The 13738-nt window shown below is 57.0% G+C and carries 9 protein-coding genes; 3 read left to right on the plus strand and 6 right to left on the minus strand.

The genetic code is table 11. From position 1 onward, the window contains the following. Positions 1 to 81: 81 nt before the first annotated feature. Together U5760_RS07250 and U5760_RS07255 are read left to right on the plus strand one after the other, a co-directional pair. Positions 82 to 1233 (plus strand): tyrosine-type recombinase/integrase, encoded by a 1152-nt coding sequence (locus U5760_RS07250; RefSeq protein WP_322010669.1) that lies wholly within the window; start codon positions 82 to 84, stop codon positions 1231 to 1233. Between the two features lie 2 nt (positions 1234 to 1235). Further along, positions 1236 to 1817, plus strand: a complete 582-nt coding sequence (locus U5760_RS07255; protein WP_322010671.1) for a hypothetical protein — start codon at positions 1236 to 1238, stop codon at positions 1815 to 1817. On the opposite strand, the gene U5760_RS07260 is transcribed toward U5760_RS07255, so the two are convergent. Next, the gene (locus U5760_RS07260) at positions 1811 to 2632 is read right to left on the minus strand and encodes a hypothetical protein (RefSeq protein ID WP_322010672.1); all 822 of its coding nucleotides are present in this window, start codon (positions 2630 to 2632) and stop codon (positions 1811 to 1813) included. The genes U5760_RS07255 and U5760_RS07260 overlap by 7 nt on opposite strands. 195 nt (positions 2633 to 2827) lie before the next feature. Then, the gene (locus U5760_RS07265) at positions 2828 to 3619 is read right to left on the minus strand and encodes a hypothetical protein (protein WP_322010673.1); all 792 of its coding nucleotides are present in this window, start codon (positions 3617 to 3619) and stop codon (positions 2828 to 2830) included. A gap of 356 nt (positions 3620 to 3975) precedes the next feature. Here U5760_RS07265 and U5760_RS07270 point away from each other — a divergent pair, with 356 nt between their 5' ends. Next, the gene (locus U5760_RS07270) at positions 3976 to 4515 is read left to right on the plus strand and encodes a hypothetical protein (protein ID WP_322010674.1); all 540 of its coding nucleotides are present in this window, start codon (positions 3976 to 3978) and stop codon (positions 4513 to 4515) included. Positions 4516 to 5241: 726 nt separating this feature from the next. Here U5760_RS07270 and U5760_RS07275 read toward each other — a convergent pair. From U5760_RS07275 to U5760_RS07290, 4 genes are read right to left on the minus strand one after another with little or no spacing between them, the layout of a single operon-like run. Next, positions 5242 to 8466 carry a DEAD/DEAH box helicase gene (locus tag U5760_RS07275; RefSeq protein WP_322010675.1) on the minus strand — a complete coding sequence of 1075 codons (3225 nt, stop codon included), beginning with the start codon at positions 8464 to 8466 and terminating at the stop codon, positions 5242 to 5244. A 3-nt stretch (positions 8467 to 8469) separates the two neighbouring features. After that, positions 8470 to 11433: a DUF1156 domain-containing protein gene (locus U5760_RS07280; RefSeq protein WP_322010676.1), complete on the minus strand. Its 2964-nt coding sequence runs from the start codon at positions 11431 to 11433 to the stop codon at positions 8470 to 8472. A gap of 58 nt (positions 11434 to 11491) precedes the next feature. Next, positions 11492 to 13234: an ATP-binding protein gene (locus tag U5760_RS07285; protein WP_322010678.1), complete on the minus strand. Its 1743-nt coding sequence runs from the start codon at positions 13232 to 13234 to the stop codon at positions 11492 to 11494. Positions 13235 to 13243: 9 nt separating this feature from the next. Next, positions 13244 to 13729: a hypothetical protein gene (locus U5760_RS07290; RefSeq protein WP_322010679.1), complete on the minus strand. Its 486-nt coding sequence runs from the start codon at positions 13727 to 13729 to the stop codon at positions 13244 to 13246. Positions 13730 to 13738 lie beyond the last annotated feature (9 nt).

A 13738-nucleotide genomic window follows, 5' to 3' on the forward strand; every position in this document is an offset into this window, starting at 1 on the left:
CGCTAGGCGGCTTTTTTGTTGCTTTCGTGGATAATCCGTGTGCAATTCGATTGCACACGGGGAAAGCGAGGAAACACTACTATGAGCATCGTCCAGTTGCCATCCGGCAGGTGGCGTCTTCAGATTCGACGCAAGACACTTAAAGTCGACGAGCTACACGACACGCAAGAAGCTGCGAAGGCAGCCGAGCAGGAGTATCTCAAGGCTCCTGCCGAGTCGACTGAGCGGCACACGATTCGTGAGCTGTGGACGAAGTACGAAGCGTCCGCACTGTTCTCCGACAAGAAGCTCAAGACTCAGATTACCGAGCGCGGGCGCATGACCCATGTGCTCGCCGCATTCGGCAACAAGACGGTATTCGAACTAGAAGCTGATACGTCGCTTATATACGATTATATCGACACGCGACTACAATCTGTTTCGGAGCGCACGAAGCGCAAAATGAGTAACACGAGCGTGCGCCTCGAAGTTGCTGCTTTAGCTTCTGTCGTAGAGTTTGCAAAGCGACGCCGGATAATCCGTGAAAACTTCGTATCGAGCATATCGCGCCCGGCTACTAAGCGTAGAAAGCGTCGAGTAACTGATATAGAGCAGACGAAATTGCGAATCTCCGCGGAGCACTGGGATTTGCGGATTGCGATGGCGGCGCGCTTTACACTGCTTATTCGCCAACTCGGATGCCGTCCGGGTGAGCTGAAACAAGTATTACTGTCTGACGTTGATGTAGAGAAGCGGAATATCACGTTCCGAGATACGAAAAATCACACAGACCGCTGCATTCACATTCCGCCCGACGCTGAAGATTTAATACGATTACAGCTGGAGCAAGTGCACGCGAAAAGTCCATTTTTATTCTGGACTATATCGAAGAAAGGCGAGTATGCGTTCTATAACTACGAGTCAGGAGTAAAACTTCTTCGCAAGAAAGATATAATACCAAAGGATTATTATGCGCACGCTGGCCGACGCGAATATATTAGCCGTTCGATTGAAGCGAATATACCTTACGGCACGATAAAGAAGCAAACCGGGCATAAAAGCACTGCTGCACTCGAAATATATGATGAAGGATTAGCCACAGCAGAGGAAATGCGCGCAGTATTTGACAGACTCGCTAACAAAGTTCGCATGGAAAACAGATACGCTGCGAGCAAGTACGAACATAAGATGTCTGAAGAAGAGCTTGATATTTTTAGAAAAGCATGGGGTATTAACGAGACGCATAAGGGCTAATCATGATAGCTGCTGTCGATGAATTAGAGTTTGAATCTGTCGGCGGCGCGCTGGCGGACTCTTTTTCAGAGAGTATTTCTGGAAAGAGTCCTTATAACGGCACATTGCCATTCGGACTCGAGTTTCGTGTCGGAAACTATGTCATTGACGATGTATTTGTCATCACTGTAACAGATGAAAAAGGCACAGTTATTCGACGCGAAAGCCTGGGACGCTTCGAGCGCGACGAAGCATTATGCGAAGCGATAAGCGACGCAATAGAAAGCGAGCATTATGTAGAACTATCGGATGCGACAGCATCTCTGGCTGCCCGGGGTTACCGATTTATATCGACAGAAACCGGTCTAGCCCGGGGGCACGTTGAAACTGTAACGCTTATTGCAGACCCAATTTCGGAGCTTGATGCTGCGCTCCAGCTGAATAGCGAGCCGGATTATATCTACGACCTGATGGATGACGGCGCGGATGCAATGCGGCAGCATATCTCTTTCGGGCGTCCGTACGACGTAGCTCGAAAACTGGCTAAATCTCGAGCTGATTATGAAGAAGTGACAGCGTACATGTGCGGATACGGCTGTCACTGACCGCCAATAGCTGAAACGCTGGCGCGATGCAGCATAAACAGATGAGCATATTCATTTGCTGCATCGTCGCTCAGCGAATCGTAATACGCCTTTCCGACGTAAGGCAAAACAAGCTCCGTGCAACCCGGAATAAACTTGTCGATGATTCGCTGCCTTATCCGGAAAATCCGACGATAATATTCGTCTTTATTGTTGTTCTGCTCATAGAAGCGATACATATATTGATAGTATCGCTTCCAATCTGCGAATAACCAGTCGTAACGCTCAACGGCTCTAACGCAACACCAGCCGGATTCGTCGACATAGCCAGTATATCCGCACGATTTTCGAGCCTCTTCAATGAATCGCTCGTTTTTTCGGCGCAGAACTGCTTCAGGCGCGTAGTCGTACAGCTGGTTTTCACGATAATAGTCGTCTCGAGCTTCGAGATACGCTTGGTGCTCGTCGCTCGACATGCTGTAGATGTCGTTGCGCGTCAGCTCAGGCCAGCCGTCCGCGTCGAGCTGGCGGGCGGGCAGATTGAACTGCTCGAACACTGCGCTCACGCGCCGGAAGTTGTCTTCGCTGAGCTGCACCGAGGCGGCGTGCTCCGCCATCGCCATGTTCGCGAAGCCGACGCCTGCGTTCACTGCGGTAGGGTCGAAAATGACGCCTGTTCCCGCTGGGAATTGCACGTACGCGAGCGGGTCGACATGTAGCGTGTAGCTGTCGAAGCTGCTCGAGCAGTCGTAGCTGCACGTGTCGAAGCCTGGCGCTGCGAAGTTGTTGCCGCTGCCAAAATGGTTGTTGAAACCGCCAAATCCGTCGTCGAACACGTTGATTATCCTATGTGATGCGATTCACTATAGGCACTCGCTATCACGTTTACAAGCAGTTTCAGCGGCTAGACCAAAAACTGTCGTTTACGCGCATCTGCGATGTTTCTGGCCAACGAGCCGGAAACGGGCGGCTCGCTACGCTCGCAGGCCTCATCCCTGGCTGCGGGCCCCGCAGGGCCGGGGCTCGTTCGCTCAGATGTCGATAATCTCGCGAGCGTACATGTCGATGTCGACGACGTCGTAATCGTGAGCTTCGAGCGCAAGCTTCATGACTTTGATTGCGTCTTCGTGCCCTTCGCTTTCAGCGAAGTTGATGAGCTGCTTGACAGTCGCGTTTCCGGCGTACGTCTCGAAACCGTTCGTGACGCGCTCGCTCACGAACTTCGACAGCTCATCGTAGAACTTCACACGAGCCACCTCGCGCGCCGTCGGTGCCGGCGCCGGTGCCGGCGGCTCAACCGCTGCAACGTGCTGAACGGCTTCCACGGCCTCGACCACCGCCGCAGCTTGCTCGACCACCGCAGCCGGCTCAGCATCCTTCTGCACAGCCGCCTGCGGCATATCTTTGCGCGGCTTCAGGTGCATGCTAGCGCCGTACTTCTCGAAGTACTCGACGATGAACGGGCAGCTCTTGCCGATGGCAGCGAACTCTTTGTTCACGTACTTGACTTTGTTGTCGTTCGCCTTGAGCTCGCCCAGCTGATGGCGCGCACTCTCGACAATCCAAACGTACTCGCTCTTCTCATCGTACTTCGCGAAGCCGGTCTTCTCGATAGCGACGAGGGCGGCGCGCACAGCGTCTTGCGACATGTTCAAGTCGTTCGCGATGTAAATCAGCGGCAAACGGTACAAACCGGTGTAATTCGCGTGTGGATTGCTGAGCAAGTAGAGAGCCGTCAGTTGAGCAGCATTGCCAGCGCGTGCGAGGTCACGACCAGTCTGCCCAATCCAGAAATTCGGCGAGACCATAACGAAATTGCGCATTTTAAAACCCCGTGCTTTTGGTGAGATTGTGCGGTAACGAAATTGCCATCTACAGCATCGTATAGCTCACCAGAAGCCGATGAAAGCCGCTTCGAAGCCCCATGCGCCCATTTATTGAACGGCTGCTAAAAATGCCTAGCGACCTCGGCAGATATTTTCCCATGATTTTTTTCTATTGAATTTATATTCAAATAAATGAAACATTAATCGGCCTGACTTTGCTTTCCCTCCTCGCACATCATTCCTTTATTACGGCTTCGGAGCGGAGGCGGGAGCCATAGCGGAGCACGCGACGTTATTCAAGAGTTTCTTGGCCAAGAGCGTATACTCACGCGACGCACCAACGGAAATGCACTGTGAACGACCGAAAATTCTCGCTGCGCCTGGTTCATGGCGGAGCAACCGGCAATGCCGAGCCTGATACTCCGCCCCAGGTAGCAACTGTCTCCGCAGCTCAGGCGGAGAGCGTCCCCGACGCTACGCCGGTGGACCCTATTGCTGCACGCATTGCGGCAGCGTTCGAAAAAGCAGCCGGGCCCGTTGAACCGGACGATAACTTCGTCGTTCCAGCGACGCTGCTGACGCAAGCTGAAGCTGACCACGCGCGCAAGCTGATACTCGAATATGTGCACGAGGGAAAGTCTTTGCGTGAACGCCTAGCCCTCGCTGAGACAGCAATAACGCCTGATGTTGATGGCAATGTTCCGACGGTAGACCACTTCTGGGAAACATTGCAGCTATGCAATCGAATGGGCATCGTTCTGTCCACCGGCGGACACTCGTTCGGTATGACTAAGATGACTTACGCTACTGTGCTCGAGAACAAGAATCTCGTGCGCTATATTCCCGAGCTGAAGAAGCTGTCTAAAAAGCTGCCTGGACTGCCGCTGTACTAAAGAAAAAGCCCGGAACAACCAGACCTCTTCGTTTACCTACGGCGGTCACCACGCTCCATTAGCTTTACAACTCCGGACTATTTTTGATAGCACCGCCGTCAAGTTGGCAAATTTTCAGTTTTGAACTATACAAACTCATTAGAGATGTTCATTCCCGGCACATAAGCACTGATGCACCAAGCTTATAACCTTTTTACGGTATACAATACTCACAAAATGGTTATATTTTCTTGGCAATGAATTTCAGTAATGATGGGAGCTCCAACTGATTTACAGAGGAGTTCGGCTTGAAAAACGAAGCAAAATTCGAGGTCGTCGAGAATTTCGAACAGGCGTCACGTCTCCATGAAGACGGCACAACGGTCCGGGTACTACTGCGCCGCCGCCTGAATTACCAGCCATCAAAGTTCACATCCGGGCCATATTGGCTTGACCTCCACGTTGGCGGACGACATTCCCCATATTACGGCTTGTCTGAAAGCAAAGCCCGAGAACTGGCGTGCCGCTTTCTTCTGGAATATGCCAGTGGAGTCGCCCCTACGCGACATTGACCAAATATCTTCGCCCTACATGGGCCTGTCATCGCCAGCAGGGCATTCTCGAAGACGCCCTGCTCATACTTGGCTGCAAGAGGTGAGGTGGTCTCAAACAGTAAACGATATTTATCAATCGCCCGCCCCGCCGCTTCGCGATTCGTGCGCGCCGCGCGCCAAGCTCTGTACGTGGCTAGCCCGCACGCAGATAGTCCTGAAGACTCAGCCCTATTTCCTCTGGGATTTCAAGATTCGTCGGCATACGTGGAAAGGCTGGACTGCCTGGCGTCCAAAACTCGACCGATTCCGGATGCTCGTCAAAAAAATCCGGGTCGGTCGTGACACGAATGCGGGGGGCACCCGGCTCGGCCCAGAAGACCTCTTTGCTGCTCACACGATGCGCCTCACTACCATCCAGCAGCATGGGGGCGCGGTCAAGCAGCAGCCCGAGCTCCTCTAGGCCGTAAGGCGCTGGCGCACGCTCCGACATCTCCAGAGCTGCCTCCAGTGCTCCATCTAGGCTGAACGCATCGGCAGGTGGCTGGGAGACAGCCTGGTGCAACTGGCTAACCAAGTTTGCCCGAGCCTGTTCCCGGTGGTCCGGACTGGCCAGTGCAACTTCGGCAATCCTCGCAGGCATCGTCGCCAAGATGGGCTGCAGGGGCCCCACAATCGAAGTGAAGAGATTGATACGCGTGCGCAGCGCACGATAGACGTCCGTTTCCACGGTGCCTTCGTACATCAGATTGACCACGGCGATGCGCGGAAAAGCTTGTCCCAGACGGTCGACACGCCCGATGCGCTGCTCGATGCGCATCGGATTCCAAGGGCAATCAAAATTGATGAGTGCGCCGCAAAACTGGAAATTTAGGCCTTCTGCTGCGGCGTCCGTACACACCAGCACCTGCGCGTCCTGAGCCTTGAAGCGCCGCTTGGTCTCCTCACGCGTCAACGTCTTCCATTGACCATCGGGCTGTAACCACTCACCGCCACGGCCTGAATAACACAGCACGGAGAAACCTTCGGTTTTCAGAAAATCGCGCAAGTAGTCGAGAGTGTCTGTGTATTGCGTAAAAACAATCGCCTGCGGATACGCTGGCAGCAGCGAATGGTCCATTGCGTGGTAACTGCCGGTTTGCAGCGCACGGAGCACATCGGCTAGACGTTTCGCCTTGGTATCCACCGGCAGGCGTCTTACCTGGGCGAGCAAGTCCGCGATGTCTGTCTGCTCTTCGAGCTGCAAGGCTGCTTCCTTTTGCCGGTCCACTACTTCATCGTCAGCAGTATCACCCGTCTCGTCGACGTCGTCTTCTGCATCCTCGCTCGAACGCAATTCATCGAAAGGTAAACGTGCCTGCCCTTTCACGAAGGCAAGGCGCTCCTCCAACGTTCGACGCAGCGCGTAGAAACTCGACGCAAGGCGTTTGCGGTAGATGGTCATGACGAAACCTACAGCCGTGCGCTTGTCAGCCTGGGCATTATTGTAGGTTGTCGAGATATAGGCCTCGAGCGCGCCGTACACCCGCGCCTCTTCATCCGTCATGTCGAGAAACTCGTCGACAACCTCACGCGAGGCAATCGGTGTCCCGAGCATGCCCCGGCGATGGTACTCGCGCAGCAGGTCACGCGTGTGACGTGACACCAGTCCTGCCACGGGCGTATAAGCCCGCATGATGCTCACCGCGCTACGTCGTTCCTCGGCGGATAGCTGACGCCGCGGTGTGGAGGCCGATTCGCGCAGCGAGCGCAGGATGCGCTTGGCCTTGAGTGCGCTGTTGCCCGGAGCGCGGCGCTGGGCTGATTCCAGTCGGACTTCGCCGAACGCAGTTTCAGCGGCACGGAACAGGCTGGCGAGAAACTCGAAATCTTCGTGCGAGGGGTTCTCATTGCCCACTTTGCGAAAAAACTCCAGGAAGGCGGTGCGGCTCCACTCCTGTGGCATTGCCAGTAGCGCGAGCAAATCCCACACTTCCACCGGATGCACCTGCATCGGCGTCGCCGTCAGCAACAGTAGCGCCTGCGTGCGGGCCTGCAGGCGTTGCATGAGCTGCAACAAAAGGTTAGGTGGGCCTTCCTGCGTTCCGCCTGGGCTCTTACGTCGCGCGTGGTGCGCTTCGTCGAGCACAACGAGGTCCCAAGGCTCGGCAACATCCAGAAGTTCGCGTTGACGGTCACGACGGCGCATCAGATGACTAGACGCAATGACGAACGGCTCGTGATGCCACTCATCGCGCGACACATCCTTCTCGGCATGCCCGCGCATCATCGGCGATGGATACCAAGTCAGCCGCTTGCCGTCGTAGATGGGCCAGTTGAGGTTGAACTTCTCGCGCAACTCAATCTGCCATTGAGTCATGACGGCTTTCGGTGCGAGCACGAGAATGCGTTTTGCACGTCCCGAGAGCCAGGCGAAGCGCAGCAGCAAACCTGCTTCGATGGTCTTGCCTAGCCCTACCTCGTCCGCAATAAGAAGACGCGGCGGCCAGTGCTCCAGCATGCGCTGGAAGGCGCGCACCTGATGTGGCCATGGCGTAATCGCGCTGGTCGCCTCGGCGATGCGCTCGCCACCGGGCAGTCGGGGCGCCGCCCAAATGGTTTGCCAAATGTTGCGGCGGAGCTCTTCAACGGACGGCTGTTTGACAGCCGTCACTTGGCGCGGTGGCTCGCCCTCTGTTGAAGAAGCATCCGTGCCTTGCAAACGCGCGCGCTTCAGGCGCTCGGGCTCCTCCTCGTCTGACGGCAGGAAACACAACAGGTTTTCACGCACGGCAGACGGCACATCCATCACTACCGCTCGCTTGGCCTTGTCCGCCCACAAGCGCGCGAAGCTGCGCTCCTCTCCCTCAACGTGCTTCTGGTCGCCATCCCAGTCACAGAAGACGTGAAAGCTCTCCCAGTTGTGCAGCCACCCGTAGGCCGTCTCGTTGACACTACCAGCGAATGCGAGCCTGCTTCCTGTCTTATCTTCAATGATGCCGGCCTTCGGATGGAAGATGGCGTGGCTACTCACCGGATTGCGGTGCGCATCACAGGGCACGGCTACCTTGATTTCCAGGTAGCCACGTGCCACCATCCAAGCCAGCAAAGCCAGTGCTTCCTGCTCGCGTACCGTCTCGCCACGCAGTGGCATGGTTAACAGCTTGGCTTCCACCGTATCGCGCAAGGTCTGGCCGCGCTCGATAGCATTGACTTCCGCTTCGTCCAGCGTGCAGCCAACTACCATGCGCATGCGCCCGTTGTTGAGCACCAAGCCCTCGATACCACGCGCCGCAATCGCTAGCGCTGTGGCGGTGAAATATCCGGTCACGCGGTCGTAGCGCTGCGCGCATGACAAAGCATGCACATAAAATTGCTCGACGAGCGGGCCATCGTCGTAGTCGTACTTGCTCAGCCAAGCAAAGTCGGTCAGCAAAGGCATGTCTTATTCCTGCGCGATGTTTTCTTCCTGCCACATCTTCAATTGCTCAGGCTCGGCCACCTTTTCAGCCAGTGCCAGACGACGCAAGTTTTCCAGGGCGTCGAAGTCGGCCCCCGCCCCTGTCGCGGCATCGGGCAGGTCAAACCCGCTCCACGCCTTACCCACGGGCAGTACTTCGAGCACAGCCTCCAGCGCTGTCAGGAAGGCAGGCTCGTTCGCCAGCCCATGCTTGACCAATAGCTCATTGGCCGACTCCAGTGACGAGCTGCGCACAGTCTTCGCCAATTGGTGCAAAGCGTCCATCATCGAGTCGCGCCCGTCTGGCAAGCCCAGCGAGCCTTTGGCTGCGCGGGTCACTGCGTCCCACAGCACCACGTCGGATGCCTTTTTCTCGGCAAGCTTGCCGATGACGTCGCGCTCCATGTCAACGCCGCACACCTTGGCCAGCTTGTTGGCCTCGTCATACGGAAAGACCGGTGCCTCAAAGGCATCCCAGGCCAGCACGAACCAACTCGTGAGGTTATCGAGTTCGACATTGCGCTTGGCATGCGCCAACTGCGACAAGCGCCAGTTCTTCACTTCAGCGCGCGCCGCCACCAGTGCGTCTTCGGGCGACACCGCGAAGGGGTCATACTCCTCCTCGAAAATCTCTGCCTGCCGGCGCTTGCGGCGTGTCTGCTCGACATCCTGGCGTGGCGTACCACGCACCAGTGGCCACGCTTGCGAAAACACTTCCAGCGCCGGACCAAAGCAGGAAAGATAGAGGTCCACCCCGCGAATGCCGCCCTTCTGGAAAGCGCCGATGCGCTCGCGTACGGCAGCGCGCACCTTGGGTTCCACATCTTCCCAGTAGCGCGTTTCCGTTCCCTGATTATTGAGCGGCCGGCAAACGAGGAAGACCGTCGAGTTAGCGGCGGACTTGTCCTTGATGTGCATGCTGCCTTCGGCCTCGGTGTTCAGCGGCCAAGAAGCCGTAATGGCGAAACCGGCTTCCATCAGCCCCTTGGTCAATGCATCCCAAGCGCCTGTGGCCTTGTGCGTGAACATCAAGGTCATAATGCCGTCCGGCTTTAGCACGCGGCGCATCTCGGTAAAGATGGCAGCCATTCGATGCTGGTAGTCTCGGCCGGCCAACGCCTTCGCGCCTTTCTCACCCTTGAATTTGGCCGGGTTGGCAACCGCCTCATTTTCCTTGTCGGTCAATGGACGGCGGAAGAACTCTGGATAGATATAGCCCGCAGTGCGCTTGAGCCACACGTAGAAGAAGTCAGATAGCTCCGCATACATGACATTGTCGTAATACGGTGGGTCCATCACTACTGCATCAATGCTGGCATCGGCAATATGGTCGAGGCTGTCGCCTGACTTGCAGGTCAGCGTAACAGGCGGCGGCGTGAACCTCCTGCTTGTCGTCGGAGCACTGAAAAGGTCAGGCGCCTCGGGCGTTGCCGTCGTATCCGGGCGTGCCAACTCAACCAGTTCACCGATACACTTGGCAGTCTGTTCGATGGCCCAGTCATATCCAAGGCCGACAATGAGTGGTGCCATTTCGGCGTAGGACCACTTGAATGAGAAATCATGGCGGTCGAAAGTATTGACCATGACTTCGCGATTGACGTGCCAGCGCGCCATACGCGAGTTGTAGTCTCGCAGCTTGTCGAACGAAAAAGACAAGTAGCAGAAGGCTGCGGCAACCACGTCATTCCAACGCCCCGCAGCCTTTTCCTCGTCAATCAATTCTCGGAAAATTTCAACCGCTGTTCCATGTCCCAAAAGCTGACGCGGTGAATACATGTCCCGCCACAGCGGCATGCCATATTGAATTGGGCGGTCATCGTTGATGTCCTCTGGAACCTTCTCTGTGGGCACCAAATCCAGTGCCTCCCAAACCGGCATCTGCTCGGCCAGCCTAGTCTGGACCAGCTCCGACACATCGTCCTCGGCGCGCGGAGCACGGTAGCCGCGCACCCACTTTTCCTTTGGCTTACCGGCCTTGGTGTACCCGGTAATGACCTTCTTCTTGAAGACCACGGCGTAGAGTTGCTCGCCCATGCGACCGGCCTGTGCCTCCAGCTTGATATAGTCGCCGGAAATCAGCCGCGCGCAATCTTCGAACGGACAAGTTGCGTCACCCGCGGAAACCGTCCCCGCCGATTGTTCCTTCACTTTACTGACGATGGAGAAACTGACGTAGCGCGACTTGTCGCCCACACCAGTTCCTTGATGCGGGTGCAGGCGAGCACCAGTGCCATCCGGAGCGAGACGCCAGTTTGGAGACAGCGGGACGATACCTTCGCAGTGCGGACAACGCACCGTGCGTGCCCAAATGTAGTTCGTCGGAATGGCCCGCTCTGCTGGCTCTTCGGGAAAGAAGGGCAACAATTGCTCTTCGCGGCGTTGGACAAATTCCTCCGCGATTCGCTTGAACTCGCGCTGCACCGCCAGCCCGTGTTTCATCGGGAAGTCAATGGTCGCTCGCTCAATGAGTGCCGCGACGGGGTTCAGGTCATTACCATACGTTTCGTGGCCGAGACGCGCTGATTCAAACGGAATGGAACCGCCACCTGCGGTGGGGTCCAGTACCGCAACGTTCTCTGGACCGATGCGGCGGCGTTCAGCCTTGGCCCAGGCACGGTCTTCTTCATTGGGTACATAGCTGAATGCGCGAGCATAGCTGTACGCCTCTCCCTCGAAGCGCTCGCCTTTCCGGCGAGCCGCATCAATACGGCGCCGGGATGCTACGGGGTCTCCGTGAATCCCCACCATGTGCAAGAACTTATCTTGGTCTGCGTCCTCCGGCAACAAAGAGGCCAGAATGGCCGCACGCGAAGCCACCAGCGGGCGACGGGCCCACCACACATGCAGGTAATAGGTCGGCGGCAGTGCTGTCATGGAGCGGCGTTCGCGCACGCTCTCTTCACCGAGCGCAGCGATTGGCAACCAGGACTCAATCAGGCGGCGGCTCATCGCAAACCTCCGTCCGAGTTCACGGCAAGCGTGGCGGCAGAGAAATTGTCTGGTTGAGTCATGTGTTTTTATCTTCCTGATTCTGTTCTGGTACGTAGGTATAACGGGCACCGCGGCCATGACCGCTGAGCTGCACACCTTCGGTTTCGAGCTCGTGAATGAGACGGTTGACCTGCAGGCGGCTGTAGGCCGTGACCGTGCGAATGTCGGCGTTGGTAAGACCTGGCTCACCGCGCTTGACACGCTGCGTGAGCATGTTAAGCACACGAGTCTTGGCAACATCCCAGTCGATACGCTGGTCACGCTCTGCGTGGCCCAGCCCCTCCAGTCGCCGATGCAGGGCAGGCTTCATGCGCCACCAGGTGCCACGTCCCACCCCACCTCGCTCGAGGTAGTCGAAGACTTGCACCATCTCGTCGAGAATGTCGCGCATCTCCGCATCGCGCCGCTGGCAAAGCTCGGCTGCCGTCACTGTGTCGACTTCGGGATGGCTCAGCAGATAGCGCAATACGAGCAGATGGTCCACGTCGAGCACTCGGCCTGCCTTGCCTTCTTCAGCAATGAACTGGCGGAAAGGCTGGGCAGTTTCCTGGCGCTTGAAAACAACGCGAACAGCACTTTCTTCGTCGATGATGTGCGGCGGCTCCTTGCCCTCGATGAGCATGGATTCGAACATGCGGCCAATACCTAGGTTGCTGCGGTTGACCAAACGTAGCTTGGCCAAGGCCTGCACCAGCAGCGGATTCCTGGCTAATGGTGGATGGTGAAGGATGTTGGTCGGCGTAATGCCGCCGACGAATCCGCCGGGGTTGGTGATTTCCAAGCGCCGCGGATACTGTTTTACGAGCACTGGACTCGCGAGTCTCAAATCGAGGTGCGACAACGCATTCAGCAAGGCCTCACGTAAAGCAATCGTCGGGTAGGCACGGTACTCCAGGTGATAGAGTCCATGCTCGACCGTCGTGATGGGATTGTCCGCATTGATGCTGCTCTCCAGTGCAGACAAGGCCAAAGGCAGCGCGAGCGCATTTTGCTCACGGCCATCCACTCGGTTGTCATAGGCGGTGGCGCTGCGCATGCGTTCATGCGTCCAGCCGAAATTGGATAGATGGCGTGCAATGGCGTCGGTCTGCCCTGCAATAAGCAAACCGGCGCGCGTCAGGCGTCCTTCGCGCAACAGGTCGAGCGAAGCAAGCAGGTCGAAGTCAGTCCGTCGCAGCAGGTCTGTAGGAGCTTGCTCTTCGCGTGCCAGGTCGCGCAAGCGCTCCATGGCAGCAGCCGAGATAAGCGTTTCCGGCGCTTCCGGGAGCGTGCTTGCTGAGTAGTCGGCGCTGCCACGTTCGACCATCAGTTTGTCGCGCAAGTCGCCGGTGAGCGGCACACAGTCACGCCCCTTGCGTACCGAGCCACTACCAGAGGTATTGGTATAAGGCGGCAGACCTCCATGTACCTGCATGACGAGCAACCGACCTGTGCCTTCTGGCACATGCAGCTCGAACACCTCAGGCGTCAGCTTGGGGGCCGTGCGCTCGTAGATGTCATGCTTGAGCTGATGGCTATCGGCCTCCGGAGGCACACCGATGATGGCCTTGGCTCGACCGACCACTCTGTCTCGTACGCCAAATACGACTGTGCCGCCACCGCCATTGGCCATGCAGACAGCTATATCAACGGCGAGCCGGATGGCCTGCCTGGATTCGGCCGGCCATTCCTTGAAATCAAGGTCCTGGGCCTCTAGGGCATCGGCTTCCTCGGCCTCCAGTCGCTCAAGGAGTGCGCGGACTTCTGTGACTTCACGCATGTGCGCGCCTTACCGGCTCGGCTCAATCAACAGGAAACGCAGCGCCATCAGCACACGTCGGGGGTGTTTGCGATGCATCGCCATGCCAAGCCAGTAGCCGGCTTCTTCCTTCGTCATTGCTTCTATACCCGCGGCTACGGCGGCGATGTGCTCACGATTGCGCATCGGCGCCAGCACGCGCAGGAACAGGCCGAGGTTGATGGCCATGTCCTCGTCGACAGGAACACGCAAAGCGTCAATCGCAGGTAGATTCAGAAGGTCGATTCGTACCTGCTTCATGCGACGCAGCAGACGGTGCTCGATGAGCGAGAGGTTGCGGCCACGCAGCCCGGCAATGTAAGTGGGCTGTTTGATGTGCGGCGTGGCACTGGCCGGCAACTGCCAGATTTCGATTTCCATATCGGTGCCGGCGAGGCGACGCGCACGCAGCTCGTAGTGCGGAAGCGCGGAATGTTGTTTGCTGCTCACGCTACGCAATGTAGTGACTTTTCCCATGCTGCTCCT

This window comes from Paraburkholderia sp. J12, assembly GCF_905220215.1.
In the GTDB taxonomy this organism is placed as follows: Bacteria; Pseudomonadota; Gammaproteobacteria; order Burkholderiales; family Burkholderiaceae; genus Paraburkholderia.